Below are 25,258 nucleotides of genomic sequence, written 5' to 3' on the forward strand. Positions count from 1 at the left end.
CGCAACTTATTGCGGTCGCTCCAGTCTAACAAACATCTTTTAGGAGAACGCCTATGTCAGTATGTCATAAAGGAATGTCCGGTGTTTTGTTAGCGTGCGCGCTGCTGCTCAGCGGATGCGTAACGGTGCCGGATACGATTAAAGGAAGCTCCGCGCTTCCCCAGCAGGATCTGGTCCGGGTGATGAACGACCCGTCGCTCTATGTCGGTCAGGAGTCCCGCTTCGGCGGCAAAGTGGTTAAGGTAACTAACCTTAACGGCAAAACCCGGCTGGAGATCGCCACCCAGCCGCTGGACGACAGTGCCCGTCCACGCTTAGGCGCCGCGTCCGTCGGTCGTATTTATGCTGATATCAATAACTTCGTTGATCCCACCGATGTTAACAATCAGTACGTTACCGTACTGGGCAACATCAAGGGAACCGAGAAGGGGACGATCGGCGCAGCCAGCTATAACTTCGTGGTGGTCGATGTACGCGGCTATCAGCGCTGGCATCTGACGCAGCAGATCAATACGCCGCCGCAGCCGATTGATCCCTGGATCTGGTATGGCCCGTCACGCCATCATCCCGGCTACTGGGGACCCAATCCCTACTGGGGAATGAACAGCGGACCCGCTCAGGTGGAAACTATTCTGACGGAATAGGTGTTTAATGCGCTATTCAGGCCCGGCCGCGCTTGCCGCGACCGGGCTTTTTATTGCCGCTGAAAAGCGGGACGAAAATTAGTGATGCGCTTCGCAACCTCAGCAGGCCGAATCGGGCAAACTGGTACAATGAGTTAAAATATTGTTAACTGGCTGGGTGTTGAGGGTGCAATGGAAAAACAATATATAAATCGAGGTGAACCCTTGAACAAGGTCTGGCTGAAACGCTATCCGGCAGATGTGCCCGCCGAAATTAACGCGGATCGTTATACCTCTTTGGTCGATTTAGTTGAACAGGCCACACAGCGCTACGCCGATCAGACGGCCTTTATCAATATGGGGCAGCCTCTTACCTATCGGCAGCTTGAACAAAAGAGCCGTGCTTTCGCCGCCTACCTGCAGTCCAGCCTCGGCCTTAAAAAAGGCGATCGCGTCGCGCTGATGATGCCGAACCTGCTGCAGTATCCGGTGGCGCTGTTCGGTGTGCTGCGCGCGGGCATGGTGGTTGTAAACGTTAATCCGCTCTATACGCCACGCGAACTCAAACATCAGCTTAACGACAGCGGCGCCAGCGCCATCGTGATCGTCTCGAACTTTGCCCATACGCTGGAAAAAGTCGTGGCGGAGACGGCGGTCAAACACGTTATCCTTACGCGTCTCGGCGACCAGCTCAGGCCGGTAAAAGCCACGCTGGTTAACTTTGTCGTTAAATATATTAAAAAGATGGTGCCCAAATACCATCTGCCGGGCGCGGTAAGCTTTCGCCACGTGCTGCAGCAGGGCGAGTCGATGCCCTATCATCGTCCCGACGTTTCCAATGACGACCTGGCGTTCCTGCAATATACCGGCGGCACGACCGGCATCGCCAAAGGCGCGATGCTGACCCATCGCAATATGCAGGCCAATCTTGAGCAAACCAAAGCGACCTACGGCAAACTGCTGCGTGACGGCAAAGAGAATGTGGTCACCGCGCTGCCGCTCTATCACATTTTTGCGCTGACCGTGAACTGCCTGCTGTTCCTGGAACTGGGCGGCCAGAATTTGCTTATCACCAATCCGCGCGATATTCCCGGCTTCGTGAAGTCGCTGTCGAAGTTTCCCTTCACGGCGATCACCGGCGTCAACACGCTGTTTAACGCGCTGCTGAACGACGCGCAGTTTAATAAGCTCGACTTTTCGACGTTGCGTCTCTCGGCAGGTGGCGGCATGGCGGTACAGAAGGCGGTGGCGGAGCGCTGGGAAAAGCTCACCGGTCACTATCTGCTGGAAGGGTACGGCCTGACGGAGTGTTCGCCGCTGGTCTCGGTCAATCCCTATGACATCACCGAGCATACCGGCAGCATTGGTCTGCCCGTGCCATCGACCGATGTGCGCGTGGTTGACGATCAGGGCAACGATGTCGTTCCCGGCGAGCCAGGCGAGCTGTGGATCCGCGGTCCGCAGGTGATGGCGGGTTACTGGCAGCGGCCGGACGCCACCGAGGAGGTGCTGAAAAATGGCTGGCTCCTCAGCGGCGATATTGTTACCGTTGACGCACAAGGCTTTATCCGCATCGTCGATCGCAAAAAAGATATGATTCTCGTCTCGGGCTTTAACGTCTATCCCAATGAGATTGAAGATGTCTTAATGCAGCATCCCAAAGTGCGGGAAGCGGCGGCGATCGGCGTGCCAAGCGATCTCTCGGGCGAAGCGGTAAAAGTCTGCATCGTGAAAAAAGACGCGTCGCTGACCAAAGAGGAGCTTCTTGACCATTGTCGGCGCCAGCTGACAGGCTACAAGGTGCCGAAAATTATCGAGTTCCGCGACGAGTTGCCCAAAAGCAACGTGGGCAAAATCCTGCGGCGCGAACTGCGTGATGAAGCCCGGCCCAGCGCAAGCTGACGCCATAAGATTTCTGGTTGAACGCCGGCGAAGCCCGGCGTTTTTATTGATGATGAGATGGAGCGCCGCGCGCAGTTTGTCGCGGTGAAAACAAGATTTGAATTATTCGCTGATTGACCAAAACGAGCAACTGGCCGCCGTGTGCCAGAAGGCCCGCCAGCATGCGGCTGTCGCGCTGGATACCGAATTTGTCCGCACCCGCACCTATTATCCGCAGCTGGGGCTGATCCAGCTGTTTGATGGCGAACAGCTGGTGCTGATCGATCCATTAACGATCAGCGACTGGACGCCGTTTATCGCTCTGCTGAGCGACACGCAGGTGACAAAATTTTTGCACGCGGGCGGCGAGGATCTCGAGGTCTTTCTGCACCGTTTCGGCGTGCTGCCGCAGCCGATGATCGACACGCAAATTCTGGCGGCGTTCAGCGGTCAGCCGCTCTCATGGGGCTTTGCCGCCATGGTAGCGCATTTTACCCAGACGACGCTGGATAAGAGCGAATCGCGCACCGACTGGCTGGCGCGTCCGCTGACCCAGCGTCAGTGCGACTACGCCGCGGCGGATGTGCACTATCTGCTGCCTATTGCGCATCAGCTGATGACCATGACCAAAGAGGCGGGCAATATGGCTGCGGCGCTCAGCGAGTGCGAACAGCTCTGCCAGCGACGTCTCGACGTGCTGCAGCCGCAGGAAGCCTGGCGCGAGATCACTAACGCCTGGCAGCTGCGTCCTCGTCAGCTGGCGGCTTTGCAGCTGCTCGCCGCATGGCGTCTCAACGTGGCGCGCGAAAAAGATATGGCGGTGAATTTCGTGGTGCGCGAGGAGAATCTGTGGAAAGTGGCGCGCTTTATGCCGGGCTCGATGGGCGAGCTGGATCACCTCGGCCTGTCGGGCCATGAAATCCGCTTCCACGGCAAAGCCTTGCTGGCGCTGGTGGCTGACGCGCAGGCGCTGCCAGAAGAGGCACTGCCGCCGCCGCTGGGCAATCTGGTGGATCATCCGCACTACAAAAACGTGTTTAAGGCGATAAAAGCGCTGGTGCAAGAAGTGAGTCAGGAGACCGGCTTTAGTCAGGAGCTGCTGGCGTCGCGTCGTCAAATCAATCAGGTATTAAGCCAGCACTGGGGACTTAAACCGCAAACGCGCGTGCCGGAATTGCTGGCAGGCTGGCGCGGCGATCTGTTTAAAACCCGCATCGACGCTATTCTGGCTCAGTTCTGACAGAAAACATTCCCCTGCTCTGAAGCAGGGGAACATCAGGAACTGCACACGATCATTTGGCCGCTTCTTCCGTTTCCGGTAGCGTCACGTTCAGCTCCAGAATAGAAATATCATCGCCTTTCTGGTCAAGTTGAACGGTGACCATATCGGGATCGATCTTCACGTACTTGCAAATCACTTCCAGAATGTCGCGCTTAAGCTGCGGAAGATAGTGGGGCTCACTGTCGCCCCTTCTGCGTTCTGCCACGATAATCTGCAGCCTTTCCTTGGCTATGTTGGCAGTGTTCTTCTTCCGGGATAAAAAGAAATCGAGTAATGCCATGGTTTATCCCCCGAACAGGCGTTTCAGGAAACCCTTCTTCTCTTCTTCAATAAAGCGGAAGGGACGTTCTTCGCCGAGTAACCGATCTACGGTATCAGCATAGGCTTTGCCGGCATCGGAATTCGTGTCGAGGATCACTGGTTCGCCCTGGTTAGAGGCGCGCAGTACCGACTGGTCTTCCGGAATAACGCCAACCAGTGGAATGCGCAGGATCTCAAGCACGTCTTCCATGCTCAGCATATCGCCACGATTAACGCGGCCAGGGTTATAACGGGTCAGCAACAGGTGCTCTTTAACCGGCTCGAGGCTGTTTTCGGCGCGGCGGGATTTCGAGGCGATAATACCGAGGATACGGTCGGAGTCGCGCACCGAAGAGACTTCCGGGTTGGTGGTGATAATCGCCTCGTCGGCAAAGTAGAGCGCCATCAGCGCGCCGGTTTCAATCCCCGCCGGGGAGTCGCACACGATAAAGTCAAAATCCATCGCGGCCAGATCGTTCAGCACTTTTTCCACGCCTTCGCGGGTCAGCGCATCTTTATCGCGGGTCTGGGAAGCGGGCAGAATGTGCAGCATCTCGGTGCGCTTGTCTTTAATCAACGCCTGGTTCAGCGTGGCATCGCCCTGAATAACGTTTACGAAGTCATAAACCACGCGGCGTTCGCAGCCCATGATCAGGTCGAGGTTACGCAGACCAATATCGAAATCGATAACGACCGTTTTTTTGCCTTTTTGCGCTAAACCGGTGGCGATGGCCGCGCTTGACGTGGTCTTGCCAACGCCCCCTTTACCGGATGTAACTACAATAATGCGTGCCATAAATATTGATTTCCTTAACAGAAGAAAAGGGGCCTAATTAAGTGTCTGGATAGTCAGCGCGCCTTCTGCGAGGCTCAGGCGCGCGGCTTTACCAAAAAATTCCGCCGGGATTTGATCCATGATCCAGTACTCGCCGGCGATGGAGACCAACTCTGCTGCCAGGTTGGTGCAGAAAATCTGGCTGTTGCGATCGCCGCCAGCGCCAGCCAGCGCGCGTCCTCGCATCATGCCGTAAATATGAATATTGCCGTCTGCGACCAGCTCAGCGCCGGCGCTTACGCTGTTGGTGACGATTAGATCGGCATTGCGCGCGTAAATCTGCTGCCCGGAACGCACCGGCGTCGTGATAATGCGCGTTTTGCTGGCCGGCGGTTCTGCGGGCGCGGCGGGCTGAACCTCAGGTGCGGGCGCTTCGCTACGCTTGATGCTCTCTTTGCCTTCCGCCAGAACAGGCAGGCCCGCGCGAGCGATCATGCGCTTCAGCGCGTCATCTTTGCAGCCGCTGACGCCAACGATGCGCAATCCGGTCGCGGCAATCGCCTGCTGGAGCTGCTTCCAGTTGACGTTGCCGTTGAGCGCCGCCACATTAAGTACCACCGGCGCGTTTTTTAAAAAGTCTGGCGCCTGATCGATTTTGTCCTGAAGCGCCTTGCGAATCACTTCAGGTTCGGGATGGTGCAGATGAACAACAGACAGGGTAAAACTGCTACCTTTGAATTCGATTGGCGTTTGTGACATCTGTCCCACTCAGTCCTGTTTTCTCGCCCGGCGAACAAACGTCGATAAAATCATCATTTCAGTCCATCCGGTGAATATTCGAAGTTCTGCAAGCATGTTATAGTTACTGTTATTTCCAGGCAAGCCACCATCCAGGTTTATTCGAGTAAAAAATATGTTTTGTGTGATCTACAGAAGCCCGACCCGCGACCAGACTTATCTTTATGTTGAAAAAAAGGACGATTTTTCCCGCGTGCCTGAAGAGCTGCTGCGCGGCTTCGGCAAGCCGCAGCTGGCGATGGTGCTGAAGCTGGATGGCCGCGATCGGCTGGCCAACGCAGACATCAATAAAGTTAAACAAGCGCTTAGCGAGCAAGGCTATTATTTACAAATGCCGCCGCCGGTAGAAAGTTTGCTGAAAGTTCATCTTGAGTCGGCAAAAAAAGATTAATTCAGATTCATCTGTAAATATAATCAGTGGTCCCTGCTTCTTCAGCATAATTATATATAACCTTTTCCAGCAAAATAATGGCGCGATTACCGCGCCTTTTACTGTTCATTATTCTTTATTGCCCTCTGAGTGGCGATAAATTCACCGTTTCGGCAGCATATATTCACCCTTTTTTGACAATTTACGCACACTAATCTTTGCTAAAGCATCTTATTATGGCCGTTACGGCGGGCGAAGGATCCGCTGAACCGCAAACATCAACGTGCCGGCGTCGCTGGCATCACATAAACCAGAGCAGGGGATTAGCATGTATCAGCATCGTAACTGGCAGGGCGCCTTGTTGGATTATCCGGTCAACAAAGTGGTCTGCGTCGGCAGCAACTATGCGAAACACATTAAGGAAATGGGCAGCGCTACGCCAACCGAGCCGGTGGTTTTTATTAAGCCGGAAACGGCAATTTGCGATCTGCGCCAGCCGCTCTCTATTCCATCCGCTTTTGGTGAAGTTCACCATGAAGTTGAACTCGCGGTACTGATTGGTGCCACCCTGAAACAGGCGAGCAAAGAGCATGTGGCGAAAGCGATCGCCGGTTATGGCGTGGCGCTTGATCTGACGCTGCGCGATCTGCAGGCGAGTTATAAAAAGGCGGGCCAGCCGTGGGAAAAATCCAAGGGCTTCGATAACTCTTGTCCGCTTTCCGGCTTTATTCCCTCAGCGGAATTTCCGGGCGACCCGCAGGATACCGAGCTGAAGCTGGTGGTGAACGGCGAAGTGCGCCAGCACGGCAGAACGTCCGATATGATCCACAGGATCCTGCCGCTGATCGCCCATATGAGTCAGTATTTCACCCTGCGCGCCGGCGACGTAGTGCTGACCGGAACGCCGGAAGGGGTCGGTCCACTACGCTCCGGCGATACGCTGGAAGTGTCGCTGGCCGGACACGGCATCAGCACGCGCGTGCTGTAATGCTTGCAACGCCGCGCCTGACCCGATATAAGGTGCGGTTTTGTGATTAACCCGGACGCAGCCATCATGAGTGAACTTCCTTTCTGGCAGACTAAACGCCTCGATCAAATGAACGACGACGAGTGGGAATCCTTGTGCGATGGTTGCGGCCAGTGCTGCCTTAATAAGCTGCAGGACGCCGACACGGATGAGATCTATTTTACCAACGTCGCCTGCAACCAGCTTAATATCAAAACCTGCCAGTGCCGCAACTATGAGCGCCGCTTCGAATATGAAGAGGACTGCATCAAGCTGACGCGTGAAAATCTGACGCAGTTTAACTGGCTGCCGCGCACCTGCGCCTATCGTCTGCTGGGCGAGGGCAAAGCGCTGCCGGCATGGCATCCGCTGCTGAGCGGTTCAAAGTCAGCGATGCACGCGCAGCGCATTTCGGTGCGCTATATCGCGGTGCGGGAAAGCGAAGTGCGCGACTGGGAAGACCATATTATCGATCGGCCCGACCGCAACGGTTAACAGATAAACAGGCTGCCCAGGCAGCCTGTTCTGTTTTAGCGGGAGAAGATGTCGCGGCGTTTTGGCTTGAACGGCTGGGCGATCAGCACTGCGATCGCCACAATCAGGTAGGCGGCGAAAACCACTATCATCCACTGCGGCATGCTCAGCGTCAGAAAATCCCAGTTGCGTTCGGCGCAATCTCCGCTGGCGACAAACACAGAGGGCAGCCACTTGTCCAGCGGCAGCCAGCCGGGAAAACGTGCGGCAAAGTCGCAGGTCGTAAACGGATTGGGATGCAGCTGCAGCATCGTGTGGTCATACGAAAGCCGCAGTCCTTCGCAGGCGCTGTAGATCCAGATAGCCAGTCCAGCCCAGCGCAGCGGCGATTTAGGCGCGATGGCGCCGACGATGCCCGCGCCCATGACGCCAAACAGCGCGCAGCGTTCATAAATACACATCACGCACGGCTTCAGGCCCATAACATGCTGGAACCATAATGCTGTTAGCTCCAGCGCCAGCGCCGTTATCGCCAGCAGTAACCAGGCGGCGCGGCCGCGCGAACATTGATTCAGATATCGCAACATCTTGCTTTCCCTGTAAACGGTAATGCCACGCAGTGTAAACCAAAAGCGCGGCGGTGCCAGCCCGGCATCACGGTAAAATCGTGCTCAATTCCGACTTAACCTGATCCAGGGCAGAATTTACATCGATGGCGCGGCGAGCCAGCCCCAGTGCAGCAGCATTTCCGTGAAGGGTATCAGTAACCAGTGGATGCAAAAATAGCCTGTCAGCGACATCACGACGGTGAAGGGCAGCGCCATCCACACCATACGCCCATAAGAGAGGCGTATCAGCGGCGCCAGCGCTGAGGTGAGCAAAAAAAGAAACGCCGCCTGGCCATTTGGCGTCGCGACCGATGGCAGATTGGTGCCGGTATTGGTGGCGACGGCCAGCAACTGGTACTGCTGCAGATCGATCGCCCCCTGGCTGAAAGCCTGTTTCGCCTCATTGATAAATACCGATCCGACAAAAACGTTGTCTGATATCGACGAGAGAAGTCCATTGAAGATGTAATACCAGCTGAGCTGCGCGTGCGGATCAGACTGCAGGACAAAGGTGATCAGTGGGCTAAAGAGCTGCTGCTCGACGATGACGGCAACGATGGCGAAAAATACCGTCAGCAGAGCGGTAAAGGGCAGCGCTTCGGTAAAGGCCTGGCCGATAGTATGTTCATCCGTTACGCCGCACAGCGACGTGGCGAGCACGATCACCGACAGCCCAATCAGGCCGACCTCCGCCAGATGCAGCGCCAGCGCGACGATGAGCCAGCAACCGATAGCCGCCTGAATCCACAGCTTCAGCCGATCCTGGCGCGTACGCTGCGTCGCCGCCTCAAGTTCGCTCTGCAGCAGAATGGTACGCACCTCATCCGGCAGCGTGGCGCCGTAGCCGAACAGGCGACAGCGCTCTACCAGCACGCTGGTGAGTATGCCGCACAGCAGCACCGGCACCGTTACTGGCGCCATGCGCAGGAAGAAGCGGACAAAATCCCAGCCTGCCGCATGGGCGATAATCAGGTTTTGCGGCTCGCCCACCATGGTCATTACCCCGCCCAGCGCGGTCCCGACGCCCGCCTGCATCATCAGGCTGCGCAGAAATGCACGGAACTGCTCCAGCGTGGCGCGCTGTTCATGCTCCTCTGCGGCGTAATCGGGGTCAGAAGAGACGCGGTGGTAGATCTGATAAAAGCCGACGGCGACGCTGATGACGACGGCGACCACGGTCAGGGCATCAAGAAATGCCGAGAGAAAGGCGGCCGCCAGGCAGAAGGTCAGACTGAGCAGTACCTTCGACCGCAGCGACAGCAGCAGCCGTGTAAACATGAACAGCAGCAGCTGCTTCATAAAAAAGATGCCGGCCACCATAAAGATCAGCAGCAGCAACACCTCCAGATTACCCGCCAGCTGCTGTTTAACCTGTTCAGCGCTGGCCATGCCGATGGCGATCGCTTCCAGCGTCAGCAGACCACCGGGCAGCAACGGGTGACATTTCAGCGCCATGCCGAGCGTGAAGATAAACTCGGCAATCAGCAGCCAGCCGGCGAGAAACGGGCTGACCAGGAAGAAGAGCAGCGGATTGATAACCAAAAACGTCAGCAGCAGCGTTTTGTACCAGTTGGGCGACTGCCCGAGAAAGTTGCGGTGCAGCGCCTGGCCCCAGGTGATTTCCATGGCAAAGGTCCTGTGCGGGAAGAAGAGAATGAGCAAAGGGTAATAAGCGAAACAGCGAGGCGCAATCTCGTCTTGCAGGATTGCGTACGGCTGCCGGTTTTTGCACCACCGCGCGCTTTTAATCCTTGTGCGGTCTATAACACGCCCAGGGCGTCTGGTATGATGAGTGCCATATCGACAAAGAAAGCAACGAGAAAACATCGCTATGGTCATTAAGGCGCAGAGCCCTGCGGGATTTGCTGAAGAGTATATTATTGAAAGCATCTGGAACAGCCGCTTTCCTCCTGGATCAATCCTTCCCGCTGAACGTGAGCTTTCTGAACTTATCGGCGTAACCCGCACCACGCTGCGTGAAGTTCTGCAGCGCCTGGCGCGAGACGGCTGGCTGACGATTCAGCACGGTAAACCCACCCGCGTCAATGACTTCTGGGAAACCTCCGGGCTGAATATTCTTGAAACGCTGGCGCGTCTCGACCATGACAGCGTGCCGGTGCTGATCGACAACCTGCTGTCTGTGCGCACCAATATCGCCTCTATCTTTATCAGCCGCGCGCTACGTCATCATCCCGATAAAGCCCGCGCGGTGCTGGAGAGCGTCGCCGGTATCGATGATCAGGCCGATGCCTATACCGAACTCGACTACCGCGTGTTCCGCGGTCTGGCTTTCGCTTCTGGCAACCCGATTTACGGACTGATCCTGAATGGTCTGAAAGGGCTCTATACCCGCGTAGGGCGTCACTATTTTTCGAATCCTGAAGCGCGTGAGCTGGCACGCAATTTCTACTCGCGGCTTGAAGCGCTGTGCGTGAAAGAACCGTCGCAGGATCAAATTGTCGATGCGGTGCGCGAATACGGTCGTCGGAGCGGCGAAATCTGGCACAGTATGCAGAAAAGCATGCCGGATGACCTGGGCAGCAAACGCTAAAAAACAGAAAACCGGACGCCGTCCGGTTTTTTTCAGCCCGCATTCATGCTCACGGAGTGGGTAGCCTCAACAGAAGAGCAAAGCGTCCCGCGGCAGGGATGCCGCGGGCCGAGCGTGCAGGGATGCCTTGAGCGACTTTGCGATCTGTTGAGGCTACTCGCGACAGCGCCTGTTTTATCGCTATAAAAAAACCGGACAGCGTCCGGTTTTTCCTCTTGCGAAGACCTTAAAGCGCGTTGCCCCGCGTCGGACAGCGATCCAGCAGTTCAACGCTGCCATCTTCGTTCTGCTGTTCGAGGATCACATCAAACCCCCACAGCCGGTGCACATGCTTCATCACTTCGCGGCGGCTCTTGTCGAGCGGCGTGCGGCTTTGCGGCACGTAACGCAGCGTCAGCGAGCGGTCGCCACGCAGGTCGACGTTATAGACCTGAATATTCGGCTCCAGATTGCTCAGGTTATACTGCGCGGAGAGCTGCTGGCGGATCGCGCGATAGCCCGCCTCATCATGGATGGCGGCGATCTCCAGATAGTTATTGCGATCGTCGTCCAGCACGGTAAAGAGGCGGAAATCACGCATCACCTTCGGCGACAGGAACTGGCTGATAAAGCTCTCGTCTTTGAATTCGCGCATTGCAAAATGCAGCGTTTCCAGCCAGTCGGAACCGGCGATATCGGGGAACCAGTAGCGATCTTCTTCCGTCGGCGACTGGCAGATGCGCTTGATATCCTGGAACATCGCGAAGCCCAGCGCGTAAGGGTTAATGCCGTTATACCAGGGACTGTTATAGGGCGGCTGAAACACCACGTTGGTGTGGCTGTGCAGGAACTCGATCATAAAGCGCTCCGACACTTTACCCTCATCATAAAGATGATTGAGGATAGTGTAGTGCCAGAAGGTCGCCCAGCCTTCGTTCATCACCTGCGTCTGTTTTTGCGGATAGAAATACTGGCTCACCTTACGCACAATGCGCAGAATCTCGCGCTGCCACGGCTCCAGCAGCGGCGCGTTCTTCTCCATAAAATAGAGCAGGTTCTCCTGTGGCTCCGACGGGTAGCGCGCCGCCTCGACGTGCACCGCCTCTTTCTCGCGGCGCGGCAGCGTGCGCCACAGCGTATTCACCTGGCTTTGCAGATACTCTTCGCGACTCTTCTGCCGTGCTTTCTCTTCCTGTAAGGAGATTTTCTGCGGGCGCTTATAGCGATCGACGCCGTAATTCATCAGCGCATGGCAGGAGTCCAGCAGACGCTCGACCTCTTCGACGCCGAAGCGCTCTTCGCATTCGGAGATATATTTTTTTGCAAACAGCAGGTAATCAACGATAGAGCTGGCATCTGTCCAGCTGCGGAACAGATAGTTATTCTTGAAAAAAGAGTTGTGGCCGTAGCAGGCATGCGCCATCACCAGCGCCTGCATGGTCATGGTGTTCTCTTCCATCAGATAGGCGATGCAGGGATTGGAGTTAATAACGATCTCATACGCCAGCCCTTGCTGTCCGTGCTTATAGCGCTGCTCGGTTTCAATAAACTTTTTACCGAACGACCAGTGAGCGTAGTTAATGGGCATACCCACGCTGGAGTAGGCGTCCATCATCTGCTCAGAGGTAATCACTTCAATCTGGTGGGGATAGGTATCGAGTCGGTAGAGTTTGGCTACGCGGTCAATTTCCGCAAGGTAGACATCGAGCAAATCAAATGTCCAGTCCGGTCCATCGCTGAGTCGTTTGCTGTCCTTAATCGGATCGTCAAAGATTGTCGTCATAGCGCACCTCTGTTTTGCAAACAGGCTTGCCCGATGCGAGCAGCCGGTTCCGGTAATTTCAAGGCTCGTCCCTAAGAAAGAGAACCCCAAAAACGGAGTGAACACTTCAATGATAGCCCACTGTTACCTATCTGATGGCGGAACTCAATCGAATTATTCGGCAGAAAATCATCTGAAAATAAGCGGAAAAGCATTTGATGAGCTGATGTCATCCCGAAAGGCGTAAAGTCGGGATAAAATGCTGTTTATAAGTGGATTGTATGGCGTCAACTTATTCTCCTGAAATAAGTGATTATTGCCGGGTACGCTATTATTAACTGCTAAGAACCGTTAAAAAAACGCATAAGTTACTGATTTTCACCCAGCCATAAGATTTTAGTGTTCGAAAAAGTGAAAAACATGTGAAATAAGTTAATGAGGTGAGGGCTTCTGTCGGCAGTTGGTAATGTGCTGATATTGCCCTGTAGTCTAGTGAATTATGCTTTTGAATTTGCCGGTGGGGGCGATATGCACGTAGTGATTTTAGGTAGTGGTGTGGTTGGCGTGGCGAGCGCCTGGTATCTGGCGCGCGCGGGACATCAGGTAACGGTGCTGGACCGCCAGCCCGATGCCGCGCTGGAGACCAGCGCGGGCAATGCGGGGCAGATATCACCCGGCTATGCGGCGCCCTGGGCCGCGCCGGGCGTGCCGCTCAAGGCCGTTAAATGGATGTTCCAGCGCCACGCGCCGCTGGCGATCCGCCTTGACGGCAGCAGCTTCCAGCTGCAATGGATGTGGAACATGCTGCGCAACTGCGATATGCAGCACTATCAGCAGAACAAAAGCCGGATGGTACGTATCGCCGAATACAGCCGCGACTGTCTGAAGGCGCTGCGCGAAGAGACCGGCATCGCCTATGAAGGACGTCAGGGCGGTACGCTGCAGCTGTTCCGCACGCAGCAGCAGTTCGACAGCGCCAGCAAAGATATCGAGGTGCTGCGCGAGGCGGGCGTGCCTTACGAACTGCTCCATGCGCATGAGCTGGCGCGCGTTGAGCCGGCGCTGGCGACCACGCAGCATAAGCTCACCGGCGGCTTGCGTCTGCCTAACGATGAAACCGGCGACTGCCAGCTCTTTACCCAAAAGCTGGCGAAAATGGCGCAGGAGGCAGGCGTCGTGTTCCGATTCAATACGCCAGTGGATCAGCTGCTGCGCGAAGGTAATCGCATCTACGGCGTTAAGTGCGGCGATGAGATCGTTAAAGGCGACAGCTATGTGGTGGCCTTTGGTTCTTACTCCACCGCGCTGCTGAAGCATATTCTTGATATCCCGGTTTACCCGCTTAAAGGCTACTCCCTGACAATTCCGGTAAAAAACCCGGAAGCCGCGCCGGTTTCCACTATCCTGGATGAAACCTATAAGGTGGCGGTCACCCGCTTTGACAACCGTATTCGCGTCGGCGGCATGGCGGAAATCGTTGGTTTTAACAACAAACTCTTGCCTGCGCGTCGGGAAACGCTGGAGATGGTGGTCCGGGATCTTTATCCTGAGGGCGGTCATATTGAACAGGCCAGCTTCTGGAGCGGCCTGCGTCCTATGACGCCAGACGGAACGCCGATCGTCGGCCCAACGCCGCTCAGCAATCTCTACCTGAATACCGGACACGGCACGCTCGGCTGGACCATGGCTTGCGGATCCGGTCAGCTGCTGGCCGATGTGATCAGCGGTAAAACCCCGGCGATCGCTGCCGACGATCTGTCGGTGTTCCGCTATCTGCCTGGTTTTACACCGTCATCTTCACCATTACGCAACGCGAACGCCACGCGTTAACATTCAGGGAGAGGGAGTATGTCACGTCCAGTTTTCGCCACCGTAGATCAGCAGGCGCTGCGCCATAATCTGGCGATTGTGCGCCAGGCGGCGCCCGGCGCACGCGTCTGGTCGGTAGTGAAGGCCAATGCTTACGGCCATGGCCTGGCCCGCGTATGGGAGAGCCTGGCGCAGACCGATGGCTTCGCGCTGCTGAATATGGAAGAGGCGATACTGCTGCGCGACAGCGGCTGGCGTAAACCGATCCTGCTGCTGGAGGGCTTTTTCCATGCTGAGGATCTGGAGCTGATCGATCGCTATCGCCTGACGACCAGCGTGCACAGCAACTGGCAGATCAAGGCGCTGGCGGAAGCGCAGCTCTCCGCGCCGGTAGACATCTATCTCAAGGTCAACAGCGGCATGAATCGCCTCGGCTTCCGGCCGGAGCAGGCGCAGGCTGCTTATAAAAAGCTGCGCGCGCTGCCAGGCGTAGGCGATATCACGCTGATGGCGCATTTTGCCGATGCGGAAAATCCGGATGGGCTGATTGAGCCGCTGCAGCGTATCGAACGCGCCGCCGAAGGGCTGGATATCCCTCGTTCGCTCTCCAATTCCGCCTGCACCCTGTGGCATCCGGAAGCGCATTACGACTGGGTGCGCCCCGGCATTATTCTCTACGGCGCATCGCCCAGCGGCGACTGGCAGGATATCGCCAGCACCGGACTGAAACCGGTCATGACGCTGAATAGCGAAATTATCGGGCTCCAGCAGCTGAGTCGTGGGGATGGCGTCGGCTACGGCTATCGCTATCACGCGCAGCAGGAGCAGCGTATCGGTGTGGTCGCCTGCGGCTATGCCGACGGCTATCCACGCCATGCGCCCAACGGCACGCCGGTATCCGTCGATGGCGTGATGACGCAGGTGATTGGCGCCGTCTCGATGGATATGATCACCGTCGACTTAACGCCTTGCCCTCAGGCAGGCATCGGTTCGAAGGTTGAGCTGTGGGGTGAACAGGTGAAGATCGATCAGGTAGCGAAAGCGGCCGGCACGGTAGGCTATGAGCTGATGTGCGCCCTTGCGCCTCGCGTGCCGGTTAAGGTTATTTAAGCGCGGTCAGCGAACCGTGCATCTTCTTGCTGCAGCGCCAGGCGATTAACGCCAGCGCTGCGCCCGCCAGCATCATCAGCGCCAGCGCGCTCTTTTCCGCCACGGGCAGCATCACAATCAAGAGGCTGCCCGCCGCGCCGCCTGCCATCTGAATAAAACCCTGCAGCGCCGCTGCCACGCCAGCCTGCTGCTGGTAAGGCTCCAGCGCATAGCTGGTGGCTGGCCCGACGGTGAACGCCAGCCCTGCGACCGAAATGGCGACCGGCAGCATATAGAGCGCCCAGTGAGTCTGCACGCTTTCCGGCAGCAGATGCATGCCAGCAAACAGCAGCAGCGCGCCCGCCAGCATAGTGACGAAGCCCATCGCCAGACAGAACGGCCGTCCCGCTTTGCGGATGGTTTTATTGACGAAGGCGCTCACCAGCATGATCCAGAAACCATTAGCGCCAAAGGCGAACGAGAACTGAATCGGCGTCAGGCCGCCTTCTGTCATCAGCACATGCGGCGCCAGCGAAACATAGGTCAGCACCATGCCGAGCGCGCCGGCATTTGCGAAGGCGAAGGCGAGAAAGCGCGGCTGACGCAGGATAGCGCCATACTGCGCCAGCGGCAGCCCTTTTACCCGCAGCGTATTGGCGGGCCGCGTTTCCGGCAGCCAGAGCAGCACGATAAGCGCGATAAGCAGGCCGTAAGCGCACAGGAACCAGAAGGGCGCACGCCAGCCGAAGGCGCTGGCGAGCAGGCCGCCCAGCAGCGGCGCCAGCGCAGGCACAATATTCAGCGCGCCGTTGAGAAAGCCGTAAGCGCGCGCCGCTTCGTCGCCGCTCAGGCGATCGCGCACGCCGCTAAAAGCCACGACGGCGCTGCAGCACACCGCGCAACCCTGAATCAGCCGCGCAGAGAGAAACATCGGCCAGTTGCTGGCGGTCGCCGCAACGATACTGCCCGCCACATAGAGTGCCAGGCCCGCTAAGGCAATGGGTTTGCGTCCGTAATTATCGACCAGCGGGCCGGTAACCAGCTGCCCTAAACCCATCACCAGCAGAAAGATCGGAATGGTGGTCTGCACCAGGCTGACCGGCGTATTCAGGCCGATCGCGATATCGGGCAGGGTAGGGAGATAGAGATCGATGCCCAGCGGCGCCAGCAGCACCAGGCTCAACAGCATCAGGGTAAATTTTTGCATAAAAACCAGAAGGTAAACGCTCTGTTAAAACAAGCGGGAAGGGTAATGAGTTGGGGGCGAAAAGAAAAGCGAAAAATGCGATGCCCGCCGTAAAGCGGGCATCCGGCCGAGCTTAGTACGCGCCGTCGCGGCGCAGCACCACACCTGCGGTTTTAAACAGAATAGCAATATCGGTCCACAGCGCCCAGTTCTTCACATACCAGGAGTCGAAGTAGACGCGCGTATCGTAGTCGATATCGTTACGTCCGCTGACCTGCCACAGGCCGGTCATGCCTGGTTTCGCCATCAGATAGTAATCGACATCGCCCGCATAGCGCTCCAGCTCCGCCTCAATAACCGGACGCGGCCCGACAAGGCTCATCTCGCCGCGGATTACGTTCCACAGCTGCGGCAGCTCATCGAGACTGGTTTTGCGCAGGAAGCCGCCGATTTTGGTGATGCGCGGATCCTTTTTCAGCTTAAAGTCTTTGTCCCATTCGGCGCGCGCCTCTGCGCTGGTGGCCAGCAACTGCTCCAGCACCTCTTTCGAGTTGGTCACCATGGAGCGGAATTTCAGGCATTTAAACTTCACGCCGTTCTGACCGATACGCTCGTGACCGTAGATAGCGTTGCCGCCGTCGCGTTTCACCATATAGCAGAGCAGACCGAAGACGGGTGCCAGGAACAGCAGTAGCAGCGAGGCGACCACAATGTCGAAACAGCGCTTCAGGAAGCGGGAAGAGCGCTTGGCGAGGCTGTTGCTGACGCGCAGGATCATCACTTCATGGCTGAAGATAAACGACATGTCGGTGCCGTAGAGCGGTACGCCGCGCAGGGTAGGGATCACGGAAATCGATCGGCAGTTCATCTTCGACAGGAACTTCAGCCAGGTATCGCGTACGACCTGCTGCTCAAATTCAGTGGCAACGATAAACTGCACGTTGTCGCGGTCAATGGTCTGCCAGTTAATATCCTGCTGTTTAATAACTGGCACGCCGTTAACAGACGGCGGCGTATTTTCTTCGTCGGTGCTGATAAACGCCTGCACGTTATAGCCAAGGATCTCTTCGCTCTGCAGTGCAGCGTAGGCTTCCATAGCGTTTTTACCCGAACCGATGATGATAGTCTCTTTCTGCCACTGGCCGGCGCGGTTAATGGCGCGCTTAACGCCTGCACGCATCAACGGCAGCAGCAGCAGCGCGTAGGTCCAGCTAAACAGCCACACCATGCGCGAGAAATCCCACTTGGAAAAGGCGATCAGCGCCAGATCCAGCAGCGAAAAGACGAACAGCGTTTTAACCACTTCCTTCAGTTCAAACCAGAAAGGCTTGCGATAGGTGTAGTGACGCATGCGCATCCAGAAATAAGCGGTGCACAAAACAGAAAGCGCAAACTGCGCAATAAAACGATATTCAATTTGATGGGGCGGAATAAACCCATCCAGATCGCCCCAGATCCCCTGAATAGTCGCAGCGGATAAAAACAGCGACAGATTAAGGGCAATCAGATCGGAAAAGCTTAACGCAAGCTTTGCGATGATATTTTTTCGCGTTCCGCTCCATGAGCGGCTCGCATCATTCATTACCAGTGTACTTGCCATAACACCTGCTCTCTTTTTTCTTAAGTAAAAGATGGCCTGACCAGAATCAAGTACGCGCTCAGGAGTGGACAACTGAAAAAGCAGAACAATCGTTTTCAGTTCATTACAGTCGTTAGAGCCATACAGGCTGCAGTGAAAAGATAATTAAATTACGTGATTGTTATCACGAAAAGCTGCAGCAGCGATTAAGAGTATGCAGGAGATATTTGACAGAGTTAATACGGAACAAATCCGAAAAAACTATTTTTGCCTAAAGTTTTATATTGGTAAGTATTTGAAATAGCTGCTTAAAATGACGTGGGAGCTGAAAATAACCAAATACTCCAGACTGCTTTTTCAGAATTACCGCCAGGAATGGTCGCTGGCGGCGAAAAGTTAACTCAGGCAGGTTTTTTTAATACCCACTGGTCTTGCTGTTTATCGTAATGCCCAATTTGCAGATCCACCGGTTCGCCATCAATCCATGCGGGTACGCTGGTATCGTGGTCCCAGCCGTCGAGCTGATAACTCAGATCGGGATTGGTTTGACAGGGGATGCTGACGGTCTGCAGATTATCGCTGTCGAGTTCGGCATCAATTATCTCATAACGACCAATTTTAACGACGTGTCCCATAACTTTCTCCCGTTCGCTGGGCCAAATAATGAGCATAGCCGTTTCCGCTGGAATATCGAGTCGTAGCGTCTCGGATTATTCTCGCTCTTCAGCGACGCGCACGCCGATTTTAACGATGCGGTTATCTTCTTTTTCCGCCACTGTCCAGGTAAGGTGATTCCACTCCACATGGTCACCAACTACCGGCGTTCCGCCAAGCATGCTCATTATCAGCTGACCGAGCGACTGCTGATCGTTAGTATCTTCTCCCAGCTCCAGCCCATAAATCTGTGCGACATCGCGCAGGCGCGCTTCAGCATCAAGAATAAAGTCGCCGAAGAAGCGCTGATCCAGCGAGACAGGCGGCGACTGGCTGAACATTTTACCCAGCGCGGGGAGATCGCGTTCGCGACCAATCACACAGATGACATCGCCCTCTTTCAGACGCGTATTACTGTTAGGGTGCATCAGCGCATTATCACGGAACAGCGCGGCGATACGGGTTTCGCGCGGCATCTGCAAATCGCGCAGCGCCGCGCCAACGCACCATTTGTCGGCGCTGAGCTGATAGACGAACTGCTCCCAGGGATTTTCCGGATGGATATCCAGCCCGACGCGGCTGATGGGCGACGCCGTTGGCGGCACCACGACGCGCGCCTTTTTCGCCGCAAAGCCAAGCGACGTCCCTTGCAGCATCAGCGACACCAGCACCACAAAGAAGGCGATATTAAAGTAGAGCGAAGCGTTTTCCAGGCCAGCCATCATAGGAAAGACCGCAAGGATAATCGGCACCGCGCCGCGCAGGCCGACCCAGCTAATAAAAATGCGCTCACGCCCGGTAAAGCCGCGGAACGGCAGCAGGCCCACCAGAATCGACAGGGGGCGCGCCACCAGGATCAGCCACAGCGACAGAATCATCGCGGGTACCGCGATGTGCCACAAATCAGAGGGGGTCACCAGCAGGCCCAGCACGATAAACATGCCGATCTGACTGAGCCAGGCCATGCCGTCGAAGGTCTGCAAAATACCGTGGCGGTTACGAATCGGTCTGTTGCCGAGCAGAAAGCCGCAGAGATAAACCGCCAGAATGCCGCTACCTTCCAGCATTGTGGTCAGCGCGAACACCAGAATACCGCCGCTCAGCGCCAGCAGCGGATAGAGCCCGGGAGCCAGACTGATGCGGTTAATAAGCTGCTGCAGCGCCCAGCCGCCACCCAGCCCCAGCACGATGCCCAGACCGAACTGCTGCACCAGATGCACCAGAAACATCCAGTCGAGTCCGGTTTCCCCTTTCTGGATCATCTCAATCAGGGTAATGGTCAGGAATACCGCCATAGGATCGTTACTGCCCGATTCAATCTCCAGCGTAGAGCTGACGCGTTCGTTCAGGCCTTTGTCGCCCAGCAGCGAGAAAACCGCCGCAGCGTCGGTAGAACCGATGATCGCGCCGATAAGAAAACCCTGCATTAAATCGAGACGGAACAGCCAGGCGGCGGCCAGTCCGGTCAGGCCGGCGGTAATCATTACGCCGACCGTCGCCAGCGAGAGCGCCGGACCCAGGGCAACCTTGAAAGAGCTGGCTTTGGTGCGCATACCGCCGTCAAGCAGGATCACGGCCAGCGCCAGGTTAGAAATCAGATAGGCGGCGGGGTAGTTGTCAAAGGCGATGCCGCCGATACCGTCGACGCCTGTCAGCATGCCTAAAGCCAGAAAGATCACCAGGATCGGAATGCCGAGTCGTGAAGAGAAAGAACTGAGTAAGATGCTCGACGCAACCAGCACAGAACCGATGATAAAAAGGCTATAGACAATGTTGTGGTTCAATGTGGTCTCCTGCGGTTACGACAAACATAAGAAGGCTGGTGCCGGGAAAGGCCGGGCATCTGAAAAAGAACATGCGTAATCAGCAAGTTGTCATCACGTTAACTTTAATTATACGAATTGATTTTCCTGTTTAAGCTGAGGCTTAATGTGCAAAAAAAAGGCATTGTTCGTCAAGGGGATTAATGGCGGGTATTTTAGCAGATATTCGTGCGATCAAATAAAAAGCCGGTCATAGACCGGCTCAGAACGTCAGGCTTCGGCTGCCTGTTTGTGAAACAGCTCGCGAAACACAGGATAGATATCTTCTGGCTCGCGAATATGCTGAATGGCGAAATTATCAAATACCGACTGCAGATGTTCATACTCGCGCCACAATGTCTGATGTGCGCGTCGGGTGATCTCGATATAGCTGTAGTAGCGCACCACCGGCAGAATATTCTTCGCCAGAATTTCGTGACAAAGCGGCGAATCATCCGCCCAGTTGTCGCCATCTGACGCCTGCGCCGCATAGATGTTCCACTGCGCCGGGTCGTAGCGCTCCTTAACCACCTCGTCCATCAGCTTCAGGGCGCTGGAGACGATAGTGCCGCCCGTTTCCTGCGAATAGAAAAACTCCTGTTCATCCACCTCTTTCGCCTGCGTATGATGGCGAATATAAACCACATCCACGTTTTTATAGGTCCGGCTCAGGAAGAGATAGAGCAGGATATAGAAGCGCTTCGCCATATCCTTCGTCGCCTGATCCATCGAGCCGGAGACATCCATCAGGCAGAACATCACTGCCTGGCTGGAAGGTTCAGGACGTTTTTCAAAGTTTTTGTAGCGCAGGTCGAAGGTGTCGATAAAGGGCACGCGCTCAATGCGCGCGCGCAGTTCGGCAATCTCCTTGCGCAAGCGCTCCTCTTCCAGCAGCTGCGCCGGCTCCGCTTTTTCTATCGCCGTCAGCGCCTCTTCCAGTTCATGCATCATGCGCCGCTTGCCTGCGGTCATCGCGGTTCGCCTCGCCAGCGAGTTTTGCAGCGAGCGCACCACGCTGATATTGGCGGGCACGCCGTTAGAGGTGTAGCCAGCGCGATGGGTTTTATATTCGTTGAGCTGACGATGCTGATTCTTACGCAGATTCGGCAGCGCCAGATCCTCAAACAGCAGGTCGAGATACTCATCTTTGGAGATCTGGAAAACAAACTCATCCTGGCCTTCGCCATCCTGACTGGCGTTGCCCTGACCGCTGCCGCCACCACCACCGCCACCCTGAGGCCGCTCGATACGGTCGTTCTGCACAAAGTGGTCATTACCCGGATGAACGCGATGGCGACTGCCGCCGCGTCCCTGATGGAAAATCGGCTCGTTAATATCATCAACGGGAATCGAGACGGATTCGCCACTTTCAACGTCGGTTACCGAACGCTTATTGATGGCCTCCGAGATAGACTGTTTGATTTGCGACTTGTAACGGCGCAAAAAGCGCTGTCGGTTGACTGCGCTTTTATTCTTGCCGTTGAGTCGCCGATCGATGAAGTAGGCCATAAAACTCCCCCAAACGTTGTAAGCAGGTCGGGCTGTGGCCCGACCTTATGGGTTTAATGCCAGCGCATCAACGTGCTTACGCGGTGTGATTATGACGATTTACGCACGCGCAGATACCATTCGCACAGCAGACGCACCTGCTTGCGGGTATAGCCTTTCTCCATCATGCGATCGACAAAATCGTCGTGTTTTTTCTGTTCATCCGTGGAGGTTTTGGTATTGAACGAGATAACCGGCAGCAGCTCCTCGGTGTTAGAGAACATTTTCTTCTCAATCACGGTGCGCAGCTTCTCGTAACTGGTCCAGTTGGGATTGCGCCCGCTGTTCTGCGCGCGCGCGCGCAGCACGAAGTTCACAATCTCGTTTCGGAAATCTTTCGGGTTGCTGATCCCGGCCGGTTTCTCGATTTTTTCCAGTTCCGCATTCAGCGACTCGCGGTCGAACAACTGTCCGGTATCGGGATCGCGGTACTCCTGATCCTGAATCCAGAAATCGGCGTAAGTCACGTAGCGGTCAAAGATGTTCTGGCCATATTCAGAGTAGGACTCCAGATAAGCGGTCTGAATCTCTTTACCGATAAACTCGGCGTATTTCGGAATCAGATAGCCCTTCAGGTGTTCCAGATACTTCTCAGCCTGATCCTGCGGGAACTGTTCACGCTCAATCTGCTGCTCCAGCACATAGAAAAGATGAACCGGGTTCGCCGCCACTTCGGTATGGTCGAAGTTAAAGACGCGCGACAGAATTTTAAACGCGAAGCGGGTCGACAGGCCGTTCATGCCCTCATCCACGCCCGCGTAGTCGTGATATTCCTGCCAGGATTTGGCTTTGGGATCGGTGTCCTTCAGGCTTTCACCGTCATAAACGCGCATTTTTGAATAGATGCTGGAGTTTTCCGGCTCTTTCAGGCGCGACAGAATAGAGAAACGGGCCAGCGTTTCCAGCGTGCCGGGCGCGCAGGGCGCGGTAGCCAGCTCGCTGTGGTTAAGCAGTTTCTCGTAGATTTTGATCTCTTCGGAAACCCGCAGGCAGTAAGGCACCTTGACGATATAGACACGGTCAAGGAACGCCTCGTTGTTTTTGTTGTTGCGGAAGGTTACCCATTCCGATTCGTTGGAGTGCGCCAGGATAATACCGTTGAACGGCAGCGCGGAGATCCCCTCCGTACCGTTATAGTTCCCTTCCTGCGTCGCCGTCAGCAGGGGATGCAGCACCTTAATTGGCGCTTTAAACATCTCGACGAATTCCATAATACCCTGGTTGGCGCGGCACAGTGCGCCGGAATAGCCATAGGCATCGGGATCGTTCTGCGCATGGTTTTCCAGCTTGCGGATATCCACTTTACCCACCAGCGCGGAGATATCCTGGTTGTTCTCGTCGCCAGGCTCGGTTTTCGCGATCGCCAGCTGCTCAAGAATCGACGGCCAGACTTTCACGACTTTGAAGCGAGTAATGTCGCCGCCGAATTCATGCAGCCGTTTAGCGGCCCAGGGCGACATAATTGTGCCGAGATAACGACGCGGCACGTTGTACTCTTTTTCAAGAATGTTGGCGTCTTCCTGCGGATTAAACAGGCAGAGCGGATGATCGTTGACCGGGCTGCGTTCGCCGTCGGCGCTCAGAACGTAAATCGGCACGCGCTGCATCAGCGCTTTCAGACGCTCCGCCAGCGATGATTTACCCCCGCCTACCGGCCCCAGTAAATAGAGGATCTGTTTTCTCTCCTCCAGACCCTGAGCGGCATGTTTCAGATAGGAAACGATCTGCTCTATAGCTTCTTCCATGCCATAGAACTCTTCGAAGGCCGGATAGCGGCCAATCACACGGTTAGAGAATATTCTGGAAAGGCGTGGCTCCTGAGCAGTGTCGACCATTACTGGCTCACCAATAGCCATTAAGAGTCGCTCTGCGGCGTTGGCGTATGCACTGCGATCCTGCTTACAGATGGCAAGGAATTCCTGCAGTGTGAACTCTTCGTCCTTGGCAGCTTCATAACGCTGACGATAGTGATCGAATATATTCATAGCGATGCCCGTCCTTTCGTTTTTAGCACAGGTAAAGGAGCGTAATTAAAGGCTCATGCAGCTCCCGGAAGATATTCTGATTTGAGTACAGCAACCCTTATGCCAACCTGATGTATTGTTATCGGGGTACACACTTCTTATGGTCACTCTGCTCGTATAAAGTCTTACGGCTTACTCTTAACTGTAGAAGGCATTTAGGAAATTTCCTCCGCATAATTTTGCTATCTGGCGATATATCAATAACAAAGTCAGATTGTTGCAAAGCCAGGCTTGCGCTATTCAAAGGGAAAAGAGAGTAGAATCCGGCAGATGTGCCGCTTTCAGCCGCTCTGCTAAAGAGCACCGCAGATTATGGTTAAACAGGCGAGCAAAAATCGTTAAACTTCGTAGTGATTTTTATATTTATGGAAGAAATAAATTGTGAACCATTTCAAACTTAAAGCGCATGGCGCAATTATTTGCGCTCTTTTTTTTGCTAATACCGCTGCTGCTGAAAGCTTCTCATTAGGCGCATCAGTGATTTACGCCCAGTCCCCCTACCGTGGCGGACAGGATCGCTATTTACCGCTGCCGGTTATCAATTATGACGGCGATAATTTCTGGTTCCACAGCCTGCAGGGCGGCTATTACCTGTGGAAGGATCCGCAGAACCAGCTCTCGCTGACGCTGCTGGGATCGCCCCAGGAGTACGATCCGGGCGATAACGATCTGGGCGATATGAAAGACCTTGATAAGCGTCGTATGACGCTGATGGGCGGCGCCACCTACAGCCATATGGCGGATTGGGGCATCCTTCGTACGGCGCTGCTGGGCGATGTGCTGAACAACAGCAACGGCATTATCTGGGATCTGGCCTACCTCTATCGCTTCGAGTTCGGCGACTTTAGCCTGACGCCTGGCATTGGTGCCATGTGGAACAGCGCAAATCAGAACCGCTACTATTATGGCGTCTCCAGCCATGAAGCTGCGCGTACCGGCATCAACCGCTATCAGCCTGACGACAGCTGGTCTCCTTACGTTGAACTGGGCGCCAGCTATCAAATTTCGCCGCAGTGGAATGCCAGCCTGGTGGGCCGCTATACCCGCTTCGATAGCGAGATCAAAGACAGCCCGATGATCGACAAAAGCGGGCAGACCACGCTCTGGACAGGTATCAGCTATACCTTCTGACGTCACCGTTATGGGGCGGATTTTTAA

General features: G+C 55.5%; 22 protein-coding genes. 10 read left to right on the forward strand and 12 right to left on the reverse strand.

Going from position 1 to position 25,258, the window contains the following annotated elements; translation table 11 throughout:
- The first annotated feature begins 53 nt into the window (after nucleotides 1–53).
- From EKL29_RS18035 to rnd, 3 genes are all read left to right on the forward strand, one after another.
- Nucleotides 54–644 (forward strand): Slp family lipoprotein, encoded by a 591-nt coding sequence (locus EKL29_RS18035; RefSeq protein ID WP_120453931.1) that lies wholly within the window; start codon nucleotides 54–56, stop codon nucleotides 642–644.
- A gap of 204 nt (nucleotides 645–848) precedes the next feature.
- The gene (gene fadD, locus EKL29_RS18040) at nucleotides 849–2,525 is read left to right on the forward strand and encodes a long-chain-fatty-acid--CoA ligase FadD (protein WP_126690360.1); all 1,677 of its coding nucleotides are present in this window, start codon (nucleotides 849–851) and stop codon (nucleotides 2,523–2,525) included.
- 97 nt (nucleotides 2,526–2,622) lie between these two features.
- Nucleotides 2,623–3,744: a ribonuclease D gene (gene rnd, locus EKL29_RS18045; protein WP_120453935.1), complete on the forward strand. Its 1,122-nt coding sequence runs from the start codon at nucleotides 2,623–2,625 to the stop codon at nucleotides 3,742–3,744.
- Between the two features lie 52 nt (nucleotides 3,745–3,796).
- Here rnd and minE read toward each other — a convergent pair whose 3' ends face one another.
- Genes minE through minC form a run of 3 tightly spaced genes read right to left on the reverse strand, consistent with a single transcriptional unit; the run spans nucleotide 3,797 to nucleotide 5,620 of the window.
- Nucleotides 3,797–4,066, reverse strand: coding sequence for a cell division topological specificity factor MinE (gene minE, locus EKL29_RS18050; protein ID WP_033746630.1), 270 nt, complete (start codon nucleotides 4,064–4,066; stop codon nucleotides 3,797–3,799).
- A 3-nt stretch (nucleotides 4,067–4,069) separates the two neighbouring features.
- Complete coding sequence (gene minD / locus EKL29_RS18055; RefSeq protein ID WP_120453937.1) at nucleotides 4,070–4,882, reverse strand: septum site-determining protein MinD; 813 nt, start codon at nucleotides 4,880–4,882, stop codon at nucleotides 4,070–4,072.
- A gap of 33 nt (nucleotides 4,883–4,915) precedes the next feature.
- On the reverse strand, nucleotides 4,916–5,620 hold the full coding sequence (minC, locus tag EKL29_RS18060) for a septum site-determining protein MinC (protein ID WP_120453939.1): 705 nt from the start codon (nucleotides 5,618–5,620) through the stop codon (nucleotides 4,916–4,918).
- A gap of 154 nt (nucleotides 5,621–5,774) precedes the next feature.
- On the opposite strand from minC, the gene EKL29_RS18065 reads away from it, so the two are divergent.
- From EKL29_RS18065 to EKL29_RS18075, 3 genes are all read left to right on the forward strand, one after another.
- Complete coding sequence (locus tag EKL29_RS18065; protein ID WP_120453940.1) at nucleotides 5,775–6,050, forward strand: YcgL domain-containing protein; 276 nt, start codon at nucleotides 5,775–5,777, stop codon at nucleotides 6,048–6,050.
- Nucleotides 6,051–6,357: 307 nt separating this feature from the next.
- Nucleotides 6,358–7,017 carry a fumarylacetoacetate hydrolase family protein gene (locus EKL29_RS18070; protein WP_126690361.1) on the forward strand — a complete coding sequence of 220 codons (660 nt, stop codon included), beginning with the start codon at nucleotides 6,358–6,360 and terminating at the stop codon, nucleotides 7,015–7,017.
- A 66-nt stretch (nucleotides 7,018–7,083) separates the two neighbouring features.
- Nucleotides 7,084–7,530: a YcgN family cysteine cluster protein gene (locus EKL29_RS18075; RefSeq protein WP_120454224.1), complete on the forward strand. Its 447-nt coding sequence runs from the start codon at nucleotides 7,084–7,086 to the stop codon at nucleotides 7,528–7,530.
- Nucleotides 7,531–7,565: 35 nt separating this feature from the next.
- On the opposite strand, the gene dsbB is transcribed toward EKL29_RS18075, so the two are convergent.
- On the reverse strand, nucleotides 7,566–8,096 hold the full coding sequence (gene dsbB / locus EKL29_RS18080) for a disulfide bond formation protein DsbB (RefSeq protein ID WP_120453944.1): 531 nt from the start codon (nucleotides 8,094–8,096) through the stop codon (nucleotides 7,566–7,568).
- A 117-nt stretch (nucleotides 8,097–8,213) separates the two neighbouring features.
- Nucleotides 8,214–9,743, reverse strand: a complete 1,530-nt coding sequence (gene nhaB / locus EKL29_RS18085; protein ID WP_120453946.1) for a sodium/proton antiporter NhaB — start codon at nucleotides 9,741–9,743, stop codon at nucleotides 8,214–8,216.
- Nucleotides 9,744–9,948: 205 nt separating this feature from the next.
- On the opposite strand from nhaB, the gene fadR reads away from it, so the two are divergent.
- Nucleotides 9,949–10,668: a fatty acid metabolism transcriptional regulator FadR gene (gene fadR, locus EKL29_RS18090; protein ID WP_120453948.1), complete on the forward strand. Its 720-nt coding sequence runs from the start codon at nucleotides 9,949–9,951 to the stop codon at nucleotides 10,666–10,668.
- A gap of 226 nt (nucleotides 10,669–10,894) precedes the next feature.
- Here the strand turns inward: fadR and EKL29_RS18095 are convergent, their stop codons facing one another.
- On the reverse strand, nucleotides 10,895–12,430 hold the full coding sequence (locus EKL29_RS18095) for a SpoVR family protein (protein ID WP_120453950.1): 1,536 nt from the start codon (nucleotides 12,428–12,430) through the stop codon (nucleotides 10,895–10,897).
- 507 nt (nucleotides 12,431–12,937) lie between these two features.
- Between EKL29_RS18095 and EKL29_RS18100 the strand changes: the two genes are divergently transcribed.
- Nucleotides 12,938–14,239 (forward strand): D-amino acid dehydrogenase, encoded by a 1,302-nt coding sequence (locus EKL29_RS18100; protein WP_120453952.1) that lies wholly within the window; start codon nucleotides 12,938–12,940, stop codon nucleotides 14,237–14,239.
- A gap of 18 nt (nucleotides 14,240–14,257) precedes the next feature.
- Nucleotides 14,258–15,328, forward strand: coding sequence for a catabolic alanine racemase DadX (dadX, locus tag EKL29_RS18105; RefSeq protein ID WP_126690362.1), 1,071 nt, complete (start codon nucleotides 14,258–14,260; stop codon nucleotides 15,326–15,328).
- On the opposite strand, the gene EKL29_RS18110 is transcribed toward dadX, so the two are convergent.
- The 6 genes from EKL29_RS18110 to yeaG all read right to left on the reverse strand — a co-directional run bounded on the left by EKL29_RS18110 (nucleotide 15,321) and on the right by yeaG (nucleotide 24,061).
- A complete protein-coding gene (locus EKL29_RS18110) occupies nucleotides 15,321–16,514 on the reverse strand; it encodes a multidrug effflux MFS transporter (RefSeq protein WP_120453956.1) in 1,194 nt (397 codons plus the stop codon). The two genes, dadX and EKL29_RS18110, sit on opposite strands and share 8 nt — an antisense overlap.
- A gap of 112 nt (nucleotides 16,515–16,626) precedes the next feature.
- Entirely contained in the window at nucleotides 16,627–18,093 is a 1,467-nt protein-coding gene (gene wbaP, locus EKL29_RS18115; protein ID WP_120453958.1) for an undecaprenyl-phosphate galactose phosphotransferase WbaP, read from the reverse strand.
- Between the two features lie 380 nt (nucleotides 18,094–18,473).
- The gene (locus EKL29_RS18120; protein ID WP_048784520.1) at nucleotides 18,474–18,707 is read right to left on the reverse strand and encodes a DUF1480 family protein; all 234 of its coding nucleotides are present in this window, start codon (nucleotides 18,705–18,707) and stop codon (nucleotides 18,474–18,476) included.
- A 75-nt stretch (nucleotides 18,708–18,782) separates the two neighbouring features.
- A complete protein-coding gene (locus tag EKL29_RS18125; protein ID WP_120453960.1) occupies nucleotides 18,783–20,510 on the reverse strand; it encodes a potassium/proton antiporter in 1,728 nt (575 codons plus the stop codon).
- 249 nt (nucleotides 20,511–20,759) lie between these two features.
- Nucleotides 20,760–22,037, reverse strand: a complete 1,278-nt coding sequence (locus EKL29_RS18130; RefSeq protein WP_120453962.1) for a YeaH/YhbH family protein — start codon at nucleotides 22,035–22,037, stop codon at nucleotides 20,760–20,762.
- 89 nt (nucleotides 22,038–22,126) lie between these two features.
- Nucleotides 22,127–24,061 carry a protein kinase YeaG gene (gene yeaG / locus EKL29_RS18135; RefSeq protein ID WP_120453965.1) on the reverse strand — a complete coding sequence of 645 codons (1,935 nt, stop codon included), beginning with the start codon at nucleotides 24,059–24,061 and terminating at the stop codon, nucleotides 22,127–22,129.
- A 420-nt stretch (nucleotides 24,062–24,481) separates the two neighbouring features.
- On the opposite strand from yeaG, the gene EKL29_RS18140 reads away from it, so the two are divergent.
- Complete coding sequence (locus tag EKL29_RS18140; protein WP_120453966.1) at nucleotides 24,482–25,231, forward strand: MipA/OmpV family protein; 750 nt, start codon at nucleotides 24,482–24,484, stop codon at nucleotides 25,229–25,231.
- The last annotated feature ends 27 nt before the right edge of the window (nucleotides 25,232–25,258 follow it).

This window comes from Pantoea sp. YU22, assembly GCF_003970755.1.
GTDB classification, from domain to species: domain Bacteria; phylum Pseudomonadota; class Gammaproteobacteria; order Enterobacterales; family Enterobacteriaceae; genus Pantoea; species Pantoea piersonii.

Excerpts from the sequence above, each read along its gene's own strand:
- EKL29_RS18035 (WP_120453931.1), top strand. The coding sequence starts at position 54 with ATGTCAGTATGTCATAAAGGAATGTCCGGTGTTTTGTTAGCGTGCGCG.
- minE (WP_033746630.1), bottom strand. The coding sequence starts at position 4,066 with ATGGCATTACTCGATTTCTTTTTATCCCGGAAGAAGAACACTGCCAAC.
- minD (WP_120453937.1), bottom strand. The coding sequence starts at position 4,882 with ATGGCACGCATTATTGTAGTTACATCCGGTAAAGGGGGCGTTGGCAAG.
- minC (WP_120453939.1), bottom strand. The coding sequence starts at position 5,620 with ATGTCACAAACGCCAATCGAATTCAAAGGTAGCAGTTTTACCCTGTCT.
- EKL29_RS18065 (WP_120453940.1), top strand. The coding sequence starts at position 5,775 with ATGTTTTGTGTGATCTACAGAAGCCCGACCCGCGACCAGACTTATCTT.
- EKL29_RS18070 (WP_126690361.1), top strand. The coding sequence starts at position 6,358 with ATGTATCAGCATCGTAACTGGCAGGGCGCCTTGTTGGATTATCCGGTC.
- EKL29_RS18075 (WP_120454224.1), top strand. The coding sequence starts at position 7,084 with ATGAGTGAACTTCCTTTCTGGCAGACTAAACGCCTCGATCAAATGAAC.
- dsbB (WP_120453944.1), bottom strand. The coding sequence starts at position 8,096 with ATGTTGCGATATCTGAATCAATGTTCGCGCGGCCGCGCCGCCTGGTTA.
- nhaB (WP_120453946.1), bottom strand. The coding sequence starts at position 9,743 with ATGGAAATCACCTGGGGCCAGGCGCTGCACCGCAACTTTCTCGGGCAG.
- fadR (WP_120453948.1), top strand. The coding sequence starts at position 9,949 with ATGGTCATTAAGGCGCAGAGCCCTGCGGGATTTGCTGAAGAGTATATT.
- EKL29_RS18095 (WP_120453950.1), bottom strand. The coding sequence starts at position 12,430 with ATGACGACAATCTTTGACGATCCGATTAAGGACAGCAAACGACTCAGC.
- EKL29_RS18100 (WP_120453952.1), top strand. The coding sequence starts at position 12,938 with ATGCACGTAGTGATTTTAGGTAGTGGTGTGGTTGGCGTGGCGAGCGCC.
- dadX (WP_126690362.1), top strand. The coding sequence starts at position 14,258 with ATGTCACGTCCAGTTTTCGCCACCGTAGATCAGCAGGCGCTGCGCCAT.
- EKL29_RS18110 (WP_120453956.1), bottom strand. The coding sequence starts at position 16,514 with ATGCAAAAATTTACCCTGATGCTGTTGAGCCTGGTGCTGCTGGCGCCG.
- wbaP (WP_120453958.1), bottom strand. The coding sequence starts at position 18,093 with ATGGCAAGTACACTGGTAATGAATGATGCGAGCCGCTCATGGAGCGGA.
- EKL29_RS18120 (WP_048784520.1), bottom strand. The coding sequence starts at position 18,707 with ATGGGACACGTCGTTAAAATTGGTCGTTATGAGATAATTGATGCCGAA.
- EKL29_RS18130 (WP_120453962.1), bottom strand. The coding sequence starts at position 22,037 with ATGGCCTACTTCATCGATCGGCGACTCAACGGCAAGAATAAAAGCGCA.
- yeaG (WP_120453965.1), bottom strand. The coding sequence starts at position 24,061 with ATGAATATATTCGATCACTATCGTCAGCGTTATGAAGCTGCCAAGGAC.